This is a genomic window from Caulobacter sp. GW821-FHT09B08 (assembly GCF_059418225.1).
Genome location: NZ_JBWKPL010000003.1, coordinates 170,453 through 188,459, shown reverse-complemented (window position 1 = coordinate 188,459; position 18,007 = coordinate 170,453). Strand labels below are relative to the sequence as shown.

Annotated in this window: 24 protein-coding genes and 1 other RNA gene; 7 read left to right on the top strand and 18 right to left on the bottom strand. The window is 68.5% G+C overall.

Translation table 11 applies throughout. The features are described from left to right. Positions 1 to 3: 3 nt before the first annotated feature. Positions 4 to 1,395 carry a class II fumarate hydratase gene (fumC, locus tag AC07OA_RS11600; RefSeq protein WP_494663958.1) on the bottom strand — a complete coding sequence of 464 codons (1,392 nt, stop codon included), beginning with the start codon at positions 1,393 to 1,395 and terminating at the stop codon, positions 4 to 6. 127 nt (positions 1,396 to 1,522) lie between these two features. On the opposite strand from fumC, the gene AC07OA_RS11595 reads away from it, so the two are divergent. From AC07OA_RS11595 to AC07OA_RS11585, 3 genes are read left to right on the top strand one after another with little or no spacing between them, the layout of a single operon-like run. Continuing rightward, positions 1,523 to 2,062, top strand: coding sequence for a DUF1697 domain-containing protein (locus AC07OA_RS11595; RefSeq protein WP_494663957.1), 540 nt, complete (start codon positions 1,523 to 1,525; stop codon positions 2,060 to 2,062). 52 nt (positions 2,063 to 2,114) lie between these two features. Further along, the gene (locus AC07OA_RS11590) at positions 2,115 to 2,438 is read left to right on the top strand and encodes a YbjQ family protein (protein ID WP_494663956.1); all 324 of its coding nucleotides are present in this window, start codon (positions 2,115 to 2,117) and stop codon (positions 2,436 to 2,438) included. Further along, positions 2,438 to 2,824 carry a RusA family crossover junction endodeoxyribonuclease gene (locus AC07OA_RS11585; protein ID WP_494663955.1) on the top strand — a complete coding sequence of 129 codons (387 nt, stop codon included), beginning with the start codon at positions 2,438 to 2,440 and terminating at the stop codon, positions 2,822 to 2,824. Before AC07OA_RS11590 ends, AC07OA_RS11585 begins: the two co-directional genes overlap by 1 nt. Here AC07OA_RS11585 and AC07OA_RS11580 read toward each other — a convergent pair. The 8 genes from AC07OA_RS11580 to AC07OA_RS11545 all read right to left on the bottom strand — a co-directional run bounded on the left by AC07OA_RS11580 (position 2,786) and on the right by AC07OA_RS11545 (position 8,317). Then, entirely contained in the window at positions 2,786 to 3,175 is a 390-nt protein-coding gene (locus tag AC07OA_RS11580) for a hypothetical protein (protein ID WP_494663954.1), read from the bottom strand. The genes AC07OA_RS11585 and AC07OA_RS11580 overlap by 39 nt on opposite strands. Before the next feature lie 99 nt (positions 3,176 to 3,274). Beyond that, positions 3,275 to 5,431 carry a serine hydrolase domain-containing protein gene (locus AC07OA_RS11575; RefSeq protein ID WP_494663953.1) on the bottom strand — a complete coding sequence of 719 codons (2,157 nt, stop codon included), beginning with the start codon at positions 5,429 to 5,431 and terminating at the stop codon, positions 3,275 to 3,277. Positions 5,432 to 5,546: 115 nt separating this feature from the next. Beyond that, positions 5,547 to 6,344, bottom strand: coding sequence for a C13 family peptidase (locus tag AC07OA_RS11570; RefSeq protein ID WP_494663952.1), 798 nt, complete (start codon positions 6,342 to 6,344; stop codon positions 5,547 to 5,549). Between the two features lie 6 nt (positions 6,345 to 6,350). Then, positions 6,351 to 6,821 (bottom strand): PaaI family thioesterase, encoded by a 471-nt coding sequence (locus tag AC07OA_RS11565; protein WP_494663951.1) that lies wholly within the window; start codon positions 6,819 to 6,821, stop codon positions 6,351 to 6,353. Positions 6,822 to 6,825: 4 nt separating this feature from the next. Then, positions 6,826 to 7,311: an SspB family protein gene (locus tag AC07OA_RS11560; protein ID WP_494663950.1), complete on the bottom strand. Its 486-nt coding sequence runs from the start codon at positions 7,309 to 7,311 to the stop codon at positions 6,826 to 6,828. 251 nt (positions 7,312 to 7,562) lie between these two features. Continuing rightward, positions 7,563 to 7,927: a transfer-messenger RNA gene (gene ssrA, locus AC07OA_RS11555) on the bottom strand. Then, entirely contained in the window at positions 7,893 to 8,180 is a 288-nt protein-coding gene (locus tag AC07OA_RS11550) for an Atu4866 domain-containing protein (RefSeq protein WP_494663949.1), read from the bottom strand. Before AC07OA_RS11550 ends, ssrA begins: the two co-directional genes overlap by 35 nt. Further along, positions 8,177 to 8,317: a hypothetical protein gene (locus AC07OA_RS11545; RefSeq protein ID WP_494663948.1), complete on the bottom strand. Its 141-nt coding sequence runs from the start codon at positions 8,315 to 8,317 to the stop codon at positions 8,177 to 8,179. The genes AC07OA_RS11550 and AC07OA_RS11545 overlap by 4 nt, the downstream gene beginning before the upstream one ends. A gap of 233 nt (positions 8,318 to 8,550) precedes the next feature. Here AC07OA_RS11545 and AC07OA_RS11540 point away from each other — a divergent pair, with 233 nt between their 5' ends. Then, positions 8,551 to 9,459, top strand: a complete 909-nt coding sequence (locus tag AC07OA_RS11540; protein ID WP_494663947.1) for an AraC family transcriptional regulator — start codon at positions 8,551 to 8,553, stop codon at positions 9,457 to 9,459. A 124-nt stretch (positions 9,460 to 9,583) separates the two neighbouring features. Next, positions 9,584 to 10,246, top strand: a complete 663-nt coding sequence (locus AC07OA_RS11535; RefSeq protein WP_494663946.1) for an aquaporin — start codon at positions 9,584 to 9,586, stop codon at positions 10,244 to 10,246. Between the two features lie 16 nt (positions 10,247 to 10,262). On the opposite strand, the gene AC07OA_RS11530 is transcribed toward AC07OA_RS11535, so the two are convergent. The 7 genes from AC07OA_RS11530 to AC07OA_RS11500 all read right to left on the bottom strand — a co-directional run bounded on the left by AC07OA_RS11530 (position 10,263) and on the right by AC07OA_RS11500 (position 14,865). After that, on the bottom strand, positions 10,263 to 10,700 hold the full coding sequence (locus tag AC07OA_RS11530; protein WP_494663945.1) for a hypothetical protein: 438 nt from the start codon (positions 10,698 to 10,700) through the stop codon (positions 10,263 to 10,265). 95 nt (positions 10,701 to 10,795) lie between these two features. Continuing rightward, positions 10,796 to 11,656: a hypothetical protein gene (locus AC07OA_RS11525; protein ID WP_494663944.1), complete on the bottom strand. Its 861-nt coding sequence runs from the start codon at positions 11,654 to 11,656 to the stop codon at positions 10,796 to 10,798. 2 nt (positions 11,657 to 11,658) lie between these two features. After that, positions 11,659 to 12,216 carry an acetolactate synthase small subunit gene (gene ilvN, locus AC07OA_RS11520; protein WP_494663943.1) on the bottom strand — a complete coding sequence of 186 codons (558 nt, stop codon included), beginning with the start codon at positions 12,214 to 12,216 and terminating at the stop codon, positions 11,659 to 11,661. Continuing rightward, positions 12,216 to 12,503 (bottom strand): BrnA antitoxin family protein, encoded by a 288-nt coding sequence (locus tag AC07OA_RS11515; protein WP_494663942.1) that lies wholly within the window; start codon positions 12,501 to 12,503, stop codon positions 12,216 to 12,218. The genes ilvN and AC07OA_RS11515 overlap by 1 nt, the downstream gene beginning before the upstream one ends. After that, a complete protein-coding gene (locus tag AC07OA_RS11510; RefSeq protein ID WP_494663941.1) occupies positions 12,493 to 12,771 on the bottom strand; it encodes a BrnT family toxin in 279 nt (92 codons plus the stop codon). The genes AC07OA_RS11515 and AC07OA_RS11510 overlap by 11 nt, the downstream gene beginning before the upstream one ends. Before the next feature lie 132 nt (positions 12,772 to 12,903). Then, positions 12,904 to 14,709 carry an acetolactate synthase 3 large subunit gene (locus tag AC07OA_RS11505; protein WP_494663940.1) on the bottom strand — a complete coding sequence of 602 codons (1,806 nt, stop codon included), beginning with the start codon at positions 14,707 to 14,709 and terminating at the stop codon, positions 12,904 to 12,906. Positions 14,710 to 14,817: 108 nt separating this feature from the next. Further along, positions 14,818 to 14,865, bottom strand: coding sequence for a hypothetical protein (locus AC07OA_RS11500; RefSeq protein WP_494664304.1), 48 nt, complete (start codon positions 14,863 to 14,865; stop codon positions 14,818 to 14,820). A 172-nt stretch (positions 14,866 to 15,037) separates the two neighbouring features. Between AC07OA_RS11500 and AC07OA_RS11495 the strand changes: the two genes are divergently transcribed. After that, positions 15,038 to 16,105: a serine hydrolase domain-containing protein gene (locus AC07OA_RS11495; protein ID WP_494663939.1), complete on the top strand. Its 1,068-nt coding sequence runs from the start codon at positions 15,038 to 15,040 to the stop codon at positions 16,103 to 16,105. Here AC07OA_RS11495 and AC07OA_RS11490 read toward each other — a convergent pair. Both AC07OA_RS11490 and miaA read right to left on the bottom strand, forming a co-directional pair. Then, positions 16,102 to 16,587 (bottom strand): CinA family protein, encoded by a 486-nt coding sequence (locus AC07OA_RS11490; protein ID WP_494663938.1) that lies wholly within the window; start codon positions 16,585 to 16,587, stop codon positions 16,102 to 16,104. The genes AC07OA_RS11495 and AC07OA_RS11490 overlap by 4 nt on opposite strands. Next, positions 16,584 to 17,459, bottom strand: coding sequence for a tRNA (adenosine(37)-N6)-dimethylallyltransferase MiaA (gene miaA / locus AC07OA_RS11485; protein ID WP_494663937.1), 876 nt, complete (start codon positions 17,457 to 17,459; stop codon positions 16,584 to 16,586). The genes AC07OA_RS11490 and miaA overlap by 4 nt, the downstream gene beginning before the upstream one ends. A gap of 60 nt (positions 17,460 to 17,519) precedes the next feature. On the opposite strand from miaA, the gene AC07OA_RS11480 reads away from it, so the two are divergent. Continuing rightward, complete coding sequence (locus tag AC07OA_RS11480; protein WP_494663936.1) at positions 17,520 to 17,951, top strand: hypothetical protein; 432 nt, start codon at positions 17,520 to 17,522, stop codon at positions 17,949 to 17,951. Positions 17,952 to 18,007 lie beyond the last annotated feature (56 nt).

The following is an 18,007-nucleotide window of genomic DNA, read 5'->3' as shown; positions in this document are numbered from 1 at the left end:
AAATCAGCCCGGCGAGATCATGTTCTCGGGGCGGACGTACTGGTCGAACTCTTCGTTGGTCAGGTAGCCGCCGCCGACGGCTTCCTCGCGCAGGGTGGTGCCGTTCTTGTGCGCGGTCTTGGCGATCTTGGCGCAGGCGTCGTAGCCCAGCTTGCCGTTCAGGGCCGTGACCAGCATCAGGCTGTTCTCGACGCCCTTCTGGATGTTGTCGACGCGCGGCTCGATGCCGACGACGCAGTTGTCGGTGAAGCTGATGGCGGCGTCCGACACCAGGCGCACCGACTGCAGGAAGTTGTAGGCCATCACCGGGTTGAAGACGTTCAGCTCGAAGTGGCCCTGGCTGCCGGCGAAGGTGACGGCGGCGTGATTGCCGAACACCTGCACGCAGACCTGGGTGAGGGCTTCGCACTGGGTCGGGTTGACCTTGCCCGGCATGATCGACGAGCCGGGCTCGTTCTCCGGCAGGGAGAGCTCGCCGAGGCCCGCGCGCGGGCCCGAGCCCAGGAAGCGGATGTCGTTGGCGATCTTGAACAGGCTGGCGGCCACGGTGTTGATCGCGCCGTGGCTGAAGACCATGGCGTCGTGGGCGGCCAGGGCCTCGAACTTGTTCGGGGCGGTGGTGAAGGGCAGGCCGGTGATGCCGGCGATCTGCTCGGCCACCTTCTCGGCGAAGCCGATGGGGGCGTTCAGGCCGGTGCCGACGGCGGTGCCGCCCTGGGCCAGCTGCATCAGGGCCGGCAGGGTGCTCTCGATCCGGGCGATGCCGTTCTCGACCTGCTGGGCGTAGCCGCCGAACTCCTGGCCCAGCGTCAGCGGGGTGGCGTCTTGCGTATGGGTGCGGCCGATCTTGATGATCTTGGCCCAGGCGTCGGACTTGGCCTTGAGGGCCGTGTGCAGGTGCTTCAGGGCCGGCAGCAGGTCATGGACGATCTGCTCGGCGCAGGCCACGTGCATCGCCGTCGGATAGGTGTCGTTCGACGACTGGCTCATATTGACGTGGTCGTTGGGGTGGACGGGCTTCTTGCTGCCCATCTCGCCGCCCAGCATCTCGATGGCGCGGTTCGAGATCACCTCGTTGGCGTTCATGTTCGACTGGGTGCCGGAGCCGGTCTGCCAGACCACCAGCGGGAAGTGTTCGTTCAGCTTGCCTTCGATCACCTCGTTGGCCGCGGCGACGATGGTTTCGGCGATCTTCGGATCCAGCTTGCCAAGGGCCAGGTTGGCCTCGGCGGCGGCGCGCTTGACGATGCCCAGGGCGCGGACGACGGGAAGCGGCTGCTTCTCCCAGCCGATCTTGAAGTTGCCGAGCGAGCGCTGGGCTTGAGCGCCCCAGTACTTGTCGTTCTCGACGGCGATCGGGCCGAAGGTGTCGGTCTCGTTGCGCGTGGCGGTCATGCGGCGGGTCTCCGGAAAAACGGTCGAGCGCGGTCTAGACCCAAGGCGGGCGGAGGGCAACGCTCGGTGCTTGCGAAGCCGCACCGGCGACGCTACGACGGGAACGTTCGAAGAACGGAGTTCCGCCATGAGCCCTCACATCGCCCTGCTGCGCGGCGTCAATGTCGGCGGCCGAAAGGTGCTGAAGGACGACCTGCTGGGCCTGGCCGAGGAACTGGGTTTCGACGAGGCCAAGACCCTGCTGGCCAGCGGCAACCTGGTGCTGTGGGGGAAGGGCGGTTCTGACGCCGACATCGAAAAGCGCCTGGAGGACGGGCTGGAAAAGCGCATGGGTTTGCGCACCGAGTTCTTCGTTCGGACCCCGGCCGAGCTGAAGGCGATTATTGACGGCAATCCGTATCCGGATCAGGCCAAGGCCCACCCCAATCACCTGCTCGTCCACTTCATGAAGGCCCCGCTGCCGGACGGCGACGAGGCGACGCTGCGGGCGGCGATCACCGGACCCGAGACCTTCCAGGCGCGTGGCCGCGAACTCTATGTCGACTATCCCGAGGATGTCGGACACTCGATGCTCGATCGCGACTGGAAGAAGACCAAGCGGTTGCCCAGCAACACCAGCCGCAACTGGAACACGGTGCTGAAGCTGGCGGCGATGGTGGGTTTGTGAGGGACGCGGCGGGGCGCCGTTGGCTATACCGACCCAAGACAAGGAGACACCCATGCTCGTCGCCACGACCAACGATCTGCCCGGCTATCGCATCGTCGCCCATCTGGGGCTGGTGCGCGGCGTCACCGTCCGCTCGCGCAGCGTGATCGGCAATATCGGCGGTTCGATCCAGTCGATCTTCGGCGGCAAGCTGTCGATCTATGTCGACCTGGCCGAGGCCGCCCGCAAGGAGGCCTACGAGCTGCTGGTGGCCCACGCCGGCGAGATGGGCGCCAACGCCGTCATCGCCATGCGCTACGACGCCAACGAGATCATGGAAGGCATTACCGAGGTGCTGGCCTACGGCACGGCCGTGAAGGTCGAGCCGATCTCGTAATGGATGACGGCTGGACGCATCACGGCAAGGTCCGGGCCCGCGAGGACGGCGGCGAACTGACCCTGGTGGTCGACGGCCTGACCACCCAGGCCAAGTACTACAAGCCGCTGATCTACGAGTTCTTCCGCAAGTCCTGGCGCGGTTCGCGCCCGGCCTGGGGCGAGTTCTCGGTCGAGATCGGCATGGAGTTCGTCGGCGAACCGCCGTGGATGGACCTGGATAACCTGGCGAAAGCCCTGCTGGACGCCATCAAGGGCTACGCCTTCCACGACGACGCCCAGGTGGCCCGGCTGCTGGTCGAGCGCCGGCCGGCCGAGCGCGAGCGGATCGTCATCGTGGTGCGGAAGCTAGAGTCGCGCTTTCTGCGGAGCACGCTCGAAGACTGACGCGCCGATCGACAGCAGGGCCACCAGCACGAAGGCGCCGTAGCGGCCGATGCTGACCGGATCGTCGGAGATCAGCTTCTCGAAATGGGCCAGCACCAGGTCGGCGCCCGCCAGGATCGGCACGCCGAAGGCGATGGCGGGATAAAGCCGCCGGCCGCGCGGGATGCGCCGGAAACGCGACGCCAGCACGAAGACGAAGGTCGTGGCCGCCGCCGCCGCGAAGGCGTTGACCGCATAGAACCAGAAGGCCTTTTCCAGCAGGCCGCCGCCATAGGCCGCATAGAACAGGGTGGCGGCCAGCCAGGCCAGCAGGCCGGCGGCGGCGAAAATGGCGGCGTCCAGTTTTGACACGATCGGCTCCCCCAGGGCGTCTCTCTGGGTGATGAATGCAGGGGATGTGCCGGTGCGCGGGTCGGGGACAGGCGCATGCGCCTGTCCCCAGCCGTGGCTCTAGGCGTTCCAGAATTCCAGGAAGCCCCAGGCCGCCAGGATCAGAGCGAAGCTCAGGAAGATCAGGGTGGTGCAGGTGAAGGCCAGCTTGCGCAGCGAGGTCCAGCTGTCGACCCGCCGCCCGCCGCGCCACACCACCGGCAGCATGGCCAGGGTGGCCAGGGTCAGCAGGGTGGAGACGAAGGCGCAGGCCGAGGCGGTCAGCAGCCAGCCGCTGGGCCAGCCGTAGACGACCGCGGCCACGTCGCCGGCGCCGCTGGCGAAGACGCCGACCCCGATCAGGGCCACCAGCCACAGCAGGGCCTGGATGGTCTGCAGCAGGCTGGCGCGGGCCTGGGTGGGGGTCTGGCGCGACTCGCGGCGGTCGCGGGTGGCCACGCCGATCAGGGTGGCGATGGCGGCCAGGGCGGCCAGGGCGGCGAAGGTCTTCAACAGACCCGGCTGGTGCGGGAAGCCGATGCGCTCGTAGGCGGCGACGCCGATGGGCGAGAAGAAGCGCACGACCTTGCCGTCCTCGCGTTCGAAGACCAGCAGGCCCGGGCCGCTGACCGGCGCGAAGGTGTCGGGCTGGTCGGTGGCGGTCCACAGGCTGGAGCGGCCGTCCAGGGTGAGGGTCAGGCGACCGTCGGGGGCGGCGCGCACCTTGGCCTCGCCGATCAGCCGGTCGATGAAGCCTTCCAGACCGCCATAGGCGCGGCGGGTGGTCAGGAACTGGCCTTCGTAGGCCCGGGCCTGGTCGTGGGTGATCCGGCTGGGGGCGGGGACTTCCGGCGGGCGGACGTAGAAGCGCTCGAGGATCGTGGCCGGCAGGGTGGCGGCCAGGTCGGCGCCGGTGTCGGTGTTGGTCGACACGAACACGCCCAGGCCCAGGTCCGGCACCAGGGTCATGTTGGAGTGGAACCATAGGGTCGCGCCGCCGTGGCCGAAGCCGCGATGGCCGCCGGGCAGGGCCATGTCCATGAAGCCGGCGTTCGAGCCCGGCGCGCCCTCGGCGGGGCGGTACATCGGCGTGCGGAAGAGGTTGGCCGCGCGGGCCGAGAACACGGTCTTGCCGTCGATGGTCCCGCCGTTCAACAGCAGGGTCATGTAGCGGGCCATGTCCCCGGCGGTGCTGGAGGCCGAGCCGGCGGGGGCGATGTGGCCAATGAACTCCGGATCTTCGGTCTGGAAGCCCAGCGGGGTCCAGCGGAAGCCGTCCGACAGGCCGGCGGCCAGGGCCGGGGCCATCGGGGCGGGCAGGCCGTCGCGCCACTCGCGGGCCTCGCGGAAGGTGGTGTGGGTCAGGCCGGCGGGGAAGATCACCTGGTCGGTGACCTCCTTCTCGAACGGCTGGCCGGTGACGTTGGCCAGGGCGGCGCCGGCCAGGCCCGCGCCATAGTTGGAATAGGCCGGCAGCAGGCCGGGCTCGCGCACGCGGTTGGGGCGCTCCTGGCGCAGATACAGCTCCAGCGGCCGCTCGCGGCGCACGTCGCGCTCGAACAGCTGGCCCAGCGCCCGGTCCTCGAACCCGGCGGTGTGGGTCATCAGGTCGCGCAGCTGCACCTGGGTCTTCTTGCCCTGGTCCTTCAGCTGCAGCTTCTCGGGCAGGTAGATGTTGATCGGCGTGTCCAGACGCATGCGCCCGGCGTCGACCTCGTTCATCAGGGCGATCCAGGTGAAGGTCTTGGAGATCGAGCCGACGCGGAACAGGGTCGTGTCGGGATCGACGCGCCGGCCGTCCTTCAGGCTGGCCACGCCATAGCCCTTCTTGAGCACCACCTGGCCGTTCTGGACGACCGAGACGGTGACCCCGGCGATGTGGTCGCGAACCATCCGGTCACGGACGACGCCGTCGACATAGGCCTCCAGCTCGGCGACGGGCAGGGGCGCGGTCGGGGCGAGGACCGGTGCGGCGGCCGGGGCGGCGGGAGCGGGCGCTCCGGCGACGGCCTCGGCCGGGGGCGTCTGGGGCGGCGCGGCGGGCGCGGGACGCGGCCGTGGGATGCGCCGGCGCGTGGCGGCGTAGGGGATCGGCGCGTCGGGAAGGGCGGCGGCCGGAGTCGTGGCCGGCGGCGGGGCGGACGCGGCGTCCTGGGTCTCGGCCATCGTCGCGCCGAACAGGCCGCAACCGATGATCGCCGCCGAAAGGACGGCCCTGAACGAAAGACGCAGCGTCACGAACAAGACCTCGGCGGTTATGGAAAAACGATGTGCTGACTTCTAGGGCGCCCCGCCCTCGGATCAAAGGCCCCGCGACCGCTCCGGACCGTCTTTCCGGTGGACGCCCGATCGTTCAGCGACGGGGCGGAGTAGCCTTCACCGGCGGGCGAACGAAGGCGTAGAGCGGCAGCAGGGGGCGCAGGCCCGGGCCGATCCACAGCTGGGGCTCCGAAGCCGGCGTCGCCCCGGTCTCGCGCTCCCTGCGGGCCACGCACGCCTGCACCGCCCGGCCCAGCGCCGCGAAGTCGGGCGCGGTCTTGGCCGACAACAGGAAGCAGTCGTCGAAATAGGGATACTTGTCGTCCTCGCCGCAGCCGAACGAGGTGCGATCCGATCGCGCCGCGGTCAGGATCATCCGGTCGTTGCGCTGCAGCGGCTGGACGAAGACGCCCGAGAAGCAGGCCGAGATCACCACGATCGAAGGACGGCCGGGACAGGCGTCGTCGATCACTGCCGCCATCAGAGGCGGCGGCAGGATGTCCTCGTCCAGGATCACGCCCTCGGGCGCACCGTGGCTGGTGATGTAGAACAGGCAGCCGGCGGGGTTGGCGGCCGCCAGGTCGCGCAGGCCCGTATGGATGGCGTCCATCTCGGTCTTTTCCGGACGAACGGCGGGGTAGCGCGCCGGCCGCACCGAATACTGCCGGATGGCCGTCGGCGAGAAGCCCAGGCCGACCAGGCTCGCGGCTACGTCGCGGCGGGCGTTGTCGAAGGCCTCGGTGGGGCCGCCCGAATGGGCGTGCCAGTCGCCGGCCACCACGACGCTGGCCCAGCCCTTGAAGGGGTTTTTGGCGGCGGGGGCCTGGGCGCAGGCCGGAACGGCGAGAAACGGCAGAAGCAAACCCAGGATCAGGCCCGCGAACCGCCGCATGCCGCCCTACTTCTTGAACTTCACGAACGGGGTGGGGATCGCCGTGGCGCTGGCCTTGGCCAGCAGCCGTCCCTCGGGGTCGTAGAGCTCGCCCTCCAGGAAGCAGACCGTCTTGCCCCAGCGCACCACCCAGCCCACGCCCTTCAGCGGGCCGGGCATGGCGGGACGCAGGAAGCTGGTCTTCATCTCCAGGGTGGGCACCACGCAGGTCATGCCCGAGGTGACCAGGCCCGCCACCGACATGCACTCGTCCAGCATGGCGCAGACATAGCCGCCCTGGACCTGGCCCATCGGATTGCCGGTGGCCTCCAGCGTGGGGGCGAAGGCGATCTCGACCCGGCGCTCGGCCTGGTTCACCGACAGCATGTGGAAGCCGAGGGTGCGCGAGCTGCCCGGCGGGTTCCTGGCCGCGTGGAAGCGCGCGAGGATCGCCTCGTCGGTCAGCGTTTCGGGCTTGTCCGAGGCGATGTCGCTCACGCGGCTATTTCTTGCGGAACTGGTCGAGCGAGATGATCTTCGGCGCTTCCTCGCCGCCCTCGGCGACCGGGGCGACCTCGGGTTCCGGCTCGGGCTCGGGCTCCTGCGGAACGATCTCCGGGGCTTCGAACTGCAGGGCGAACTGCACCGACGGGTCGTAGAACCGGGTGACCGCCGCATAGGGGACCGACAGCCGCTTGGGCTGGCCGCCGAACTTCAGGGTCACCGAGAAGAAGGTCTCGCCCGGCGCCAGGTCCCAATACTGGTGCTGGAGGATGATGGTCATCTCGTCGGGATACTTGCTCAGCAAGTCCTGAGGACCCGACACGCCGGCCGCCTGGGTCTTGAAGGTGATGTAGAGGTGGTGCGGTTCGGGCAGGCCGCCGGGCGCGGCGGCCTTCTTCAGCGCGGCCTTCACGACGCCACGCAGGGCGTCCTGGGCCATGGCCTCATACTGCATCAGATCTTCAGGCGGATTGGTCTGGGCCATGCGGTCCATCGAAAGCGGGAACTGGAACGGAACACGGAGAGTAGCGTGTCGCGGTGGCCACGAGAAGGTGGCGCGGGCGTCAATTTTCTTCCTCACCCGTGAAACGGGGGAGGTGGCTCGGCGCGCAGCGGCGAGACGGAGGGGGCGTTGTGCGGCGGCTGGACGCCCCCTCCGTCACGATGCGTATCCGCATCGCGCCACCTCCCCCGCTTTGCGGGTGAGGAGGAAAGCGCGTCGGCGATATCGGGAGAAGTGGAGGGATTCTGTTGGCAGGCTCCCTCCGGGCCCCGCCTAAGGATCTGAACCCCTAGGACTTAAGAGGCGAATTCACCCGCACCGCATTACGCGGCGATGGCGAACTCTTCAGCGAAGTTATCGTTCGCATTTAGTTTAGCGGCCCGGAACGGTGAGCCACGCCGAGAGAAAGCATACACCTTTACACGTCTGTCGATGCTGATCGGCCCCATGCATTCCCGTGATAACTCGGGAGGTTTTGGTGGAGCCGCCGGGAATCGCACCCGGGTCCAGTCCGCTTATTACGTGCGCGTTTATCCCCATAGTCCGGGCGAACCCGGACGGACTCAATATAGGGGGTGGGGGTCTTCGAGGGAAGAGCGTCTTGCGTACGGACGTCGACGCCCCTCGGCGCGGGGCGGCGGGGTCAGGCTGAGACGGCCTTCGGTCAGCCGGCCCGAAAGCTGCCCGCCGCCGTCCTCGAACAGGCGCAGGTCGTCGCCGACCAGCTCGTAATGGCCCTCGAAAACCAGCTCGCCCTCGTGGTGCTCCTCGAAGCGTCCGTCGGGCAGCAGCTCCAGGCTCACCGTCCCGTTGGCGCTGGCCCAGACGCCGGAAACGCGGCGGCCGATCAATGGAAGGCTCCCGAGGCGGACCCGAACACGGGCGTGACGGCGGTGAGGAGGGCGGCGGCGGCCAGCAGCGCGGCCACGAACCATGCAGGCGCGGTTTTGGGCGCGGCCTGGGGCCGGCGGGGGAGGTAGCGTGTCATGATATCCTCGGGGGCGGATGGCCGTCGTGACGTCCGGTTCCCGGACCGGATCGGTTCGGGAAGAGGGCGGCTATGGCGGCGAGGCGGGACATCCACACCATGACCCATGAACCGCCGTTCTCGATAGACCGATGCTCTCCCTTGATTGCACGATCCTGCACATCACCTTTGCAAGGCGTGACGCCGCCGCTCGGCGGGCGTAGGGAAACGGCCTTCAACAAAAGGAAATGTCGATGATCGAGCAAGGCGAACTCGCCGCGCTGATTGAACGATACGTGCCCGAGGACGGCGCGCGAGAGATCGGCGACAAGGCTTCCATCCTGCGGATCAGCCATCCCACCGAGCCCAGCCATGGCGTGTTCGGCGCGGCGGTCTGCGTGGTGGCCCGAGGGCGCAAGCAGGTGATGAGCGGCGGCGCGGTGCTGGTCTACGACGCCATGAACTACCTGGTGGCCTCGGTCGACCTGCCGGTGATCGGCCAGGTGGTCGACGCCTCGCCCGAGCAGCCCTACCTGTGCTTCAAGATGACCCTGGACCCGGCGGTGATCGGCGACCTGCTGCTGCAGCTGGGCGGCGAGCCGGCCCTGGCGCAGGACGCCGGCCCCCTGGTCGCAGCCATGGCGGTCTGCCAGGTCAATGCGCCGCTACTGGACGCGGTGGTGCGGATGGTCCGCCTGATCGACGATCCGCGTGAAGCCGCCGTCCTGGCGCCGCTGATCGAGCGCGAGATCCTCTACCGCATGCTGCTGGGCGACCAGGGGCCGCGCCTGGCCCAGATCGCCCGGGCCGACGGCCGCATGCGCCAGGTCAAGCGGGCCATCGGCTGGATCCAGCGCCACTTCGACCAGCCGTTCAGCATCGAGGAGCTGGCCTCCGAGGCGCGGATGAGCCCTTCGGCCCTTCATCGCCACTTCAAGGCGGTCACCGCCCTCAGTCCCCTGCAGTACCAGAAGCAGATCCGCCTGCAGGAGGCGCGCAAGCTGATCCTGGCCCAGCGCCTGGACGCGGGTTCGGCCGGTCACGCGGTGGGCTATGACAGCGCCTCGCAGTTCAGCCGCGAATACGCCCGGATGTTCGGCGCGCCGCCCCTGCGCGACGCCGCCCGCCTGCGATCACGCCCGGACCTGTTGCTGGACACCTGAACGCGTCTAGGGCGACGCCTCGCCGCGCCTGGCGGTTTCGCCCTATTCCCCGGCCCAAGCAAAGAGCGCCAAGTTCCCCGGCCCGTCTTCGAGAAGAGGCGGCCCGATAGAGGGAGGCGTTCAAATGTCGAAACTGGTGGCCGAGTTCATCGGCACGTTCGCCCTGGTGCTGTTCGGCTGCGGCGCGGCGGTGCTGGGCGGGGACCACGTGGGGCAGCTAGGCATAGCCCTGGCCTTCGGCTTCGCGATCGTGGCCATGGCCTATGGGATCGGGCCGATCTCCGGCTGCCACGTCAATCCGGCCGTCAGCCTGGCGGTCTTCGTGGCCGGGCGGATGAGCGCCAAGGATATGGCGCTGTACTGGGTGGCCCAGTTCGTCGGAGCGACGACGGGCGCCGGGGTGTTGCTGCTGATCGCGGGCTCCACCGCCCACGGCCTGGGCCAGAACGGCTGGGGGCCGGGCTATGGCGGCGGCTACGGCCTGGAGGCGGCCTTTGCCTTCGAGGTGGTGATGACCGCCCTGTTTGTGATCGTGATCCTGGGCGCGACGGGCGCCGACGCCGCGCCCGGCTTCGCGGGGCTGGGCATCGGCATCTGCCTGGCCGTGATCCACATCGTCGGCATCCAGGTGACCGGGGTCTCCGTGAATCCCGCGCGCAGCTTCGGCCCGGCCGTCCTGGTGGGCGGCCAGGCCTTGGCGCAGTTGTGGCTGTTCTTCGTGGCCCCGGCGATCGGGGCGGTGTTGGGCGCGCTGCTCTACCGCTTCAACGCGTTGAAGGTGGGATGAAGCGCGCCGGTCGGTGCTAGTGCGGCAGGTCCGACCAGTTGACCACGACCGAGGCCTGGGCCTGGCCGATGATGGTGATCTTCTGGCCCTGGTCGTCGCTCAAGGCGTCGAAGACATACCGGCCGCCGGGATATTCGACGTTGCGCAGGACCGAGCCGTCGGCGCCGTAGGTGACCAGGGCGAACGAGACGCGGTTGTCGTTGTAGCTGTAGATCCAGGTCTTGGTGGTCCCGTAATAGATGACCGGGCAGGTCTTGCTGGCCTGGTAGCCGCCGTCGGGCGCCTTGGTGCACGAGGCGTTCAGGCCCGCAGGGGGTGCCGGATGGTCGCCGATCGGGTCGAACTTGATCTGAGGGGTGTTCGGCACGGCCTGGGCCAAGGCGGGCGAGGCGCCGAGCGCGGCGGCGAGGCCGGCGGCGGCCAGCAGGGTTTTCAGGGCGACGGTCTTGGCCATGGCGATTCCTCCCGAGGTTTTATGGCCAAGGTTGATAACGGCGTTATCCAGAAATTGCAATTTCAGGGCGTGCCCTTGAAAGGCCTCTCCCAAACCTATTGCGGCGAGGTTGGAGCGGGCTCCGGCGCGTCGTCGTCCGGCGAGATCGGCGCGGCCGCCGGCTGGGGGCGGCTGTTGGCGGCGGGCTTGAGCCGGCCGCCCGAGGCGATCAGCGCCTCGTACGCCCGCTGCTGGCGCGAGAAGTCGCCACCGTGGGCGAACATGGCGTCGAAGCGGGCGTCGCGGCCCGTGGCCGCCGACAGGGCCGAGGCCAGGGCCGGGGCGATGGAGCCCACCTCGGCGTCGTCGCAGGCTCGCCGCAGGTGCCGGGCCTGGCCGGGGATCAGCAGGGTTACGTCCCAGGAGACGCCGTCCAGGCACACGGGCTCGACCGCTCCGCCGCCGTAGTCGATGGTCACCGCGCGGGGCTGGCCCCACAGCGGATTTCCGACCAAGGCCTTGAGCGGCGCGATCTGCTCAGGGGCAAGCTCGGCGTCGATATCGACCCGGCGGCCGATCTCGGGCGTGCAGCAGCCGAGGCCCGCGCGAGCCTGGACGAAGGCGCGGCCGTCGCGGCGCACCGTCACCCGGACCACGGCCTGGCGCACGCCGGTGGCCGGCCGGGCCCAGGCCTCCAGCACCAGCTCGCCGGGCTTGATCAATTGGCTCTGCAGGGGCTGCAGACCCCACAGGCGGTAGAGCAGGGGATCGACGCCGTTGTCGATCGGGACCAGTTGCTCGCCCTTGCGCAGGCGCCGACCCTGAAACGGGTCCTGCTCGGGCGGCGGCTTGGGGATCGCCGGGGTCCACCAGGCTGCGGGATCCGGCGCGGGCGTTACAGCGACTGGGGGCGCGGGCTGCTGGCCGGCGAGGGCGATCCCCGCGACAAGACCGGCGATGAGGCTCGCGCCCGGCATGGCTACATTCCTTCGACGCCCCGCTCGATGGAAAGCACGCCGGTGCGCGACAGTTCCACCAGGCCCAGCGGCCGCATCAGGTCCAGGAACTTGTCGATCTTGGACGGCGCGCCCGAGATCTCGAACACGAAGCTCTCGAGCGTGGTGTCCACAGGCTTGGCGCGGAAGATCTCGGCGATGCGCAGGGCCTCGACGCGGTCGACGCCCGAGCCGCGCACCTTGACCAGGGCCAGCTCGCGCTCGACGCCGTTGGGGTCGCGGGTCACGTCGTGCACGCGGCGGACATTGACCACCTTGTTCAGCTGGGCCTCGATCTGGTCCAAGACCTGGCGCGTGCCGCGCGTCACCACGGTGATGCGGCTGGTGTGGGCCTTGTGGTCGGTCTCGGCGACCGTGAGGCTCTCGATGTTGTAGCCGCGGGCGGCGAACAGCCCCACCACGCGGTGCAGCACGCCCGGCTCGTTGTCGACCAGCAGGGCGAAGGTTGCGGTCTGCTCGACCTGCTCGTTCGGAGCCATGTCGTAGGCCGAGGCGGGGGCGGGTTGGACGTTGGTGGTCATCAGGCGCGCTTCTTTTCTGCTTTGGCCACATGCTGGCGAAGCACGCGGTTGATCTCGGTCTGATAGGGCTTGCCGCCCGCGTGTTCCTTGAACCAGCCTACGATGTCGGCGTCGAGCCGAATGGTGACGGGCATCTTGATGGGGCGGCTCAAGCCTGGGCGGACGGCTGTCGCCCATTGCTCATCGGTGATCTCTGGAATGTCGCTGAGGTCGATATCCTCGTCGCGCATGGCCCTCAGGCGAGCCAACTGTTCCAGCTCCTCGGGGCTGAAGGGCTTACCGCCCATACCGGCGTGTTTCTGAAGGCGTCGCCTTTCGGGCGCTGATGATTCTGACATGGTCCTCATCGTCTCCAGCGGGATAGGTGTGCACTACAAGCACGATCATGGTTCCATCGACGAGGCCCACGGCATGCCACCGCTGCTCACCGTCTACCACGCGGTCCAGAAAGAGCGCGTAGTGGGGATCATGCCATACCCGTGTCGCGAACTCGAAAGAGACACCGTGCTTGGCGAGGTTGAGTTTCGCCTTCTCGATATCCCATTCAAACGACATTTGTACGTACAATTTTGTGCGTACAATGCTTTCTCGTCAAGCGCGCCTGCATCGGATATGTTCCCATCTTGTTCTCGCGTTGCGGCAAGATTGAATGGGAAGTCGCCGACGTAAAGCGAAGAAACCGGCCTTTTACACCAGCCCGCCGCCCGCCTCGCCGATGACGTTTCCGATGTCCTCGACGTCGCCCATGATCATCTCGTTGTGGGCCTTGCCCGAGGGGATCATCGGCAGGCAGTTCTCGTGCTTCTCGACGCGGCAGTCGAAGACCACGACCTTGTCGCTGTTGATCATCTCCAGGATCTTCCCGTCCAGCTCGGCCGGGTCCGAGCAGCGGATGCCGACCGCGCCATAGGCCTCGGCCAGCTTCACGAAGTCGGGCAGGCTGTCGGAATAGGAGTGGCTGTAGCGCTCGCCGTGCAGCAGTTGCTGCCACTGGCGGACCATGCCCATCCATTCGTTGTTCAGGATGAAAATCTTGACTGGCAGGTCGAACTGGATCGCCGTCGACAGTTCCTGGATGCACATCTGGATCGAGGCCTCGCCGGCGATGTCGACGACCAGGGCGCCCGGATGGGCCAGTTGCACGCCCAGGGCGGCGGGCAGGCCGTAGCCCATGGTGCCCAGGCCGCCGGAGGTCATCCAGCGGTTGGGCTCCTCGAAGCGGAAGAACTGCGCGGCCCACATCTGGTGCTGGCCGACTTCGGTGGTGATGTAGGTGTCGCGGCCCTTGCTCAGCTCGTACAGGCGCTCGATGGCGTACTGCGGCTTGATGACCGTGTCGGAGCCGCGATAGGCCAGGCAGCGGCGGGCGCGCCACTGGTCGATCTGGGCCCACCAATCGGTCAGGGCGGCCTTGTTGGGCTGGTGGCCGCCGGCCTTCCAGGCGGCGATCAGGTCGTCCAGCACGCTGCCGGCGTCGCCGACGATGGGCAGGTCGACGCGGACGTTCTTGTTGATCGACGAGGCGTCGATGTCGATGTGGATCTTCTTGGAGTCCGGCGAGAAGGCGTCGAGGCGCCCGGTGACCCGGTCGTCGAAGCGCGCGCCGATGCAGACCATCACGTCGCAGTCGTGCATGGCGTTGTTGGCCTCGAAGGTGCCGTGCATGCCCAGCATGCCCAGCCACGACGGATCGGCCGCCGGGAAGGCGCCCAGGCCCATCAGGGTCGAGGTGACGGGCGCGCCAGTCAGGGCCGCGAACTCGCGCAAGGCCTCGCTGGCGCGCGGGCCGGCGTTGATGACCCCGCCGCCGGTGTAGAAGATCGGCCGGCGGGCGCCCGCGATCATCCGGGCCGCCTCGGCGATGCGGTTCTGGTCGCCCTTGGTCTTGGGATTGTAGGCGTGGGTCGAGGCGACCTCGGCCGGGCCGTAATATTCGCCCTTGGCGAACTGGACGTCCTTGGGGATGTCGATCAGCACCGGGCCGGGACGGCCGGTGGTGGCGATCTTGAAGGCCTCGTGGATGATCTGCGGCAGGTCGCGGACGTCTTTGACCAGGTAGTTGTGCTTGGTGCACGAGCGGGTCATGCCGACGGTGTCGGCTTCCTGGAAGGCGTCGGTGCCGATCAGGTGGGTGGGGACCTGGCCGGTGATGACGACCATCGGGATCGAGTCCATCAGGGCGTCCATGATGCCGGTGATGGCGTTGGTCGCGCCCGGGCCCGAGGTGACCAGGACGACGCCCGGCTTGCCCGACGACCGGGCATAGCCCTCGGCGGCGTGGGTCGCGCCCTGCTCGTGGCGGACCAGGATGTGCTGCAGGCGCGGTTCGTGGAACAGCGCGTCGTAGATCGGCAGGACCGCGCCGCCCGGATAGCCGAACAGCACCTCGACGCCCTGGTCCACGAGGCCGCGAACCACGATCTCGGCGCCGGTCATGGCGCGGTTCGCGGTGTCGGCGGGAGCTTGGCTCTCGATGGTCTGATGGGCGGTCATGGGACTGATCCGGGTTTGGGTAAGCTTGGTTTGGCGTAGGGCGGAAAAGAAAAAAGGCCCCGAAGGACCTTTTGTGCGCGCGACCGATCTATCAGCGTGACTTCGAGGTCACGCCGTGAACGGCCGCTCCATAAGTACGATCATGGTGTCGCGCACGAGTGTTGCTCCAAATGGATGATCGGGGAATGCCATGCTCATCGAGGGGCGTCAAGGCGCTGATTGACGCAAGGTTCTGCCTTTGGCGGCGGCGCGACCTTACCGGAGTTTCACTCGACGGGAGCAGGTTTTCCCCCTCACGGTCGCGCATCCGCAATCGAGGAGCGCTGCAGTGTTCGGACGGCGAGAATTTCTAGCCGGCGCGGTCGCGTTCGGATTGGCTCAAAAGGCGCGGGCCGAGGTCGCGTCGGGCGCGGCGGCCGATCGGGTCGTCGATGATTTCCTGAAGCTCCAGCCGTTCCAGGGCGTGGTGCTGGTCGGCAAGGCGGGCAAGCCGATCTATTCCCGGACCGTCGGGTTCGCCGATATCGAGGCCCGCCGGCCGGCGACGCTGGACACGCCCTATCTGATCGCCTCGATCTCCAAGTGGTTGACCTCGACCGCCCTGCTGCGCCTGGCCGAGGCGGGCAAGCTGGACCTGGACGCGCCGATCGTCCGCTGGCTGCCCGACTATCGCGCCGACACCGGCGGCAAGGTCACGCTGCGCCACCTGATGACCAACACCAGCGGCGTGCCCAACGGCTTTTCGACCTGGACCAAGGCCAACCCCGATCCGGATCTGTTCAAGAAGCGCTTCACGACCGCGGAGGCGGTGAAGCTGTGGTGCTCGGGCGACCTGGCCTTCGAGCCGGGGACCAAGTTCGACTACGCCCTGACCAACTGGGTGATCATCACCGCGATCATCGAGGCCGTCACCGGCAAGGCCTATGCGGAGGCCATGGTCGAACTGGTCACCGGGCCGCTGGGCCTGAGCCGCACCACGCCCGTCGATCCGGCGGACGTCGCGATCTCGTACCGCACGCTAGAGCCGCTGGTGCGCCAGCCCAACGAGCGCTTCGCGTTCTTCGCGGCCAGCGGCGGCTACGCCAGCACGGCGGGCGACCTCCTGAAGGCGGCCCACGCGATCTTCGACGGGGGGGTCCTGACGCCGGCTCGGAAGAAGGAACTGCTGACCGTCGGCTGGCCCGACCAGGACTATGCCCTGGGCGGACGGGTGAAGACCCTGTTCGCTGACGGCATGCCGCGCGTCCTCGCCTGGGAGACCGGCCGGGCGGCCGGCTATCGCTCGGTGCTGGGCCACCGTTTCGACGACCAGACCACCGTGGTGCTGCTCGACAACACCAGCATCACCCAGAAGGCGATGGACGAGTTCGCCTACGCCCTGTTCGGCACGGTCTAGGCGGCGGAGAGGGCGTCCAGCAACAACTGCAGGGCCGCGTCCCGGAAGGTTTCCATATTGGCCGCGCGATCGCCGTGGCCGGTCTCCAGGGTGCGGGTCAACTCCAGCGGTCCGGCGACCGCCACGCAGGTGTGGCCGGCCGCGTCGCCGTAGCGGTTGCCGTCCGGACCGGCCGCGCCGGTTTCCGAAAGACCCCAGGTGGCCTTGAGGTTCTTGCCGACCACCCGGGCCAGCAGGGCGGCGTAGGGCTCGCTGGCCGAGCGCAGCCCGTCCATGGCTTTCTGCGGGATGTCCATCAGGGTCAGGCGAGCCCGGGCGGTGTAGACGACAGAGCCGCCGACATAGAACTTCGAGGCGCCTGGCACGCTCAGCAGGGCCGCCGAGATCAGGCCGCCGGCCGAGGATTCTGCGACGGCGACGGTCTCGCCCCGCTCGATCAGGCGAACGCCGATGGCGGCGGCGAGGCGGGCGGTTTCGGTCATGCGGTGGTCCTTTCCCAATCCGGCGTCTGGTTGCGGAACCAGGTCATCTGCCGCTTGGCGTAACGTCGAGTCTCCTGGCGCGCGGCGTCCAGGGCCTCGTCCAGCGAGGTCTCGCCGCGCAGGTGGGCGGCCAGTTCGCGGTAGCCGACGGCCTTGAGGGCGGGGAGGGACGGGTCCAGTCCTCGGGCCTCCATCGCCCGCACCTCGTCCAGGGCGCCGTGCTCGACCATCTGGCCCAGACGCGCGTCGCAGCGGTCGTAGAGTTCGGCGCGCGGCGGGTCCAGGATCACGCCGCGCCAGCTGCCCTTGGCCAGGGCCGGCTTGGTGTCGGTCTGCCAGGCGGTCAGCGACTTGCCGGTGGCCACGGCCACGGCGTGGGCGCGGACCAGGCGCTGGCGGTCGCCGATCTCGATGCGCTTCTCGGCTTCGGGGTCCAACTCTGCCAGGATATCGCGGAACTCCGGCTCACCCCGCGCGGCGTAGAGCAGGCTGGAGATCTCGCGCTGGGTCTCGGGCACCGGCGGCACGTCGGCGAGGCCGTGGGTCAGGGCGCGGAAATAGAGGCCGGTGCCGCCCACCACCACGGCCGTCCGGCCCCGGGCGGCGATGTCGTCCAGCACCGTGACGGCGGCGTTCAGCCATTTGCCCACCGACCAGCCCTCGGCCGCGTCGACCACGCCGAACAGGTGGTGGGGCGCGGCGGCCAGTTCCTCGGGCGAGGGACCGGCGGTCAGCACGCGAAGGCCCGCATAGATCTGCATGGAGTCGGCGTTGACGATCTCGCCGCCGGTCTCGCGCGCCAGGTCCAGGGCGAAAGCCGACTTGCCGCTGGCCGTCGGCCCTCCGATAAGAACGATGCTGTTTCCGGACAATCCTGACTCGAGCCCCTGGCCTCGCGGACGGCGTGTCTGCCTTACCGGGGATGCCATATCATGCTTCACGTGATCTTCGCCGCCGCCGTGGCCACCACGACGCCGGCCCCGGTCAAGCCGCCCCCGCCCGCGCCGATCACGGCGGCGGTCAAGGCCGACCAGAAGTTCGGCTGCGCGGTGGTGTTCGTCGGCCTCGACGAGATCGTGCGCGCCAATCCGGGCGTGATGGGCAAGTTCGACGACGGCGACGGCAGCGGGAAGGCCATCTCCCCGATGCTGAAGATGCTGGGCGTCACCGGCGAGGCGATCGTCAACGAGACCCTGACCCAGGCCATGGCCCGGGGCGAGAAGCCCGCCGACGTATACCGGCGCGGCGTCGCCGGCCTCTCCACCCTGGTGGCCAACACGCCGTCGACCAAAAAGGGCGACGAGGCCGCCCAGGAACGCGGCATGGCGGTCTTCACCGACTGCCTGTCGCTGATGACCGAATAGGCCAAGAGCACAGCTTCGAGGTTGACGTGGAGAGCTTCCTCCAATAGCCGCCGCGT

Coding starts and splice junctions, on each gene's coding strand:
- AC07OA_RS11585 (WP_494663955.1), top strand. CDS start 2,438: ATGGATGACGGCTGGACGCATCACGGCAAGGTCCGGGCCCGCGAGGAC.
- AC07OA_RS11505 (WP_494663940.1), bottom strand. CDS start 14,709: ATGACCGCCCATCAGACCATCGAGAGCCAAGCTCCCGCCGACACCGCG.
- AC07OA_RS11560 (WP_494663950.1), bottom strand. CDS start 7,311: ATGGCCCAGACCAATCCGCCTGAAGATCTGATGCAGTATGAGGCCATG.
- AC07OA_RS11535 (WP_494663946.1), top strand. CDS start 9,584: ATGTCGAAACTGGTGGCCGAGTTCATCGGCACGTTCGCCCTGGTGCTG.
- ilvN (WP_494663943.1), bottom strand. CDS start 12,216: ATGACCACCAACGTCCAACCCGCCCCCGCCTCGGCCTACGACATGGCT.
- AC07OA_RS11530 (WP_494663945.1), bottom strand. CDS start 10,700: ATGGCCAAGACCGTCGCCCTGAAAACCCTGCTGGCCGCCGCCGGCCTC.
- AC07OA_RS11515 (WP_494663942.1), bottom strand. CDS start 12,503: ATGGGCGGTAAGCCCTTCAGCCCCGAGGAGCTGGAACAGTTGGCTCGC.
- AC07OA_RS11480 (WP_494663936.1), top strand. CDS start 17,520: ATGCTTCACGTGATCTTCGCCGCCGCCGTGGCCACCACGACGCCGGCC.
- AC07OA_RS11570 (WP_494663952.1), bottom strand. CDS start 6,344: ATGCGGCGGTTCGCGGGCCTGATCCTGGGTTTGCTTCTGCCGTTTCTC.
- AC07OA_RS11525 (WP_494663944.1), bottom strand. CDS start 11,656: ATGCCGGGCGCGAGCCTCATCGCCGGTCTTGTCGCGGGGATCGCCCTC.
- AC07OA_RS11540 (WP_494663947.1), top strand. CDS start 8,551: ATGATCGAGCAAGGCGAACTCGCCGCGCTGATTGAACGATACGTGCCC.
- AC07OA_RS11590 (WP_494663956.1), top strand. CDS start 2,115: ATGCTCGTCGCCACGACCAACGATCTGCCCGGCTATCGCATCGTCGCC.
- AC07OA_RS11490 (WP_494663938.1), bottom strand. CDS start 16,587: ATGACCGAAACCGCCCGCCTCGCCGCCGCCATCGGCGTTCGCCTGATC.
- AC07OA_RS11595 (WP_494663957.1), top strand. CDS start 1,523: ATGAGCCCTCACATCGCCCTGCTGCGCGGCGTCAATGTCGGCGGCCGA.
- fumC (WP_494663958.1), bottom strand. CDS start 1,395: ATGACCGCCACGCGCAACGAGACCGACACCTTCGGCCCGATCGCCGTC.
- AC07OA_RS11545 (WP_494663948.1), bottom strand. CDS start 8,317: ATGACACGCTACCTCCCCCGCCGGCCCCAGGCCGCGCCCAAAACCGCG.
- AC07OA_RS11510 (WP_494663941.1), bottom strand. CDS start 12,771: ATGTCGTTTGAATGGGATATCGAGAAGGCGAAACTCAACCTCGCCAAG.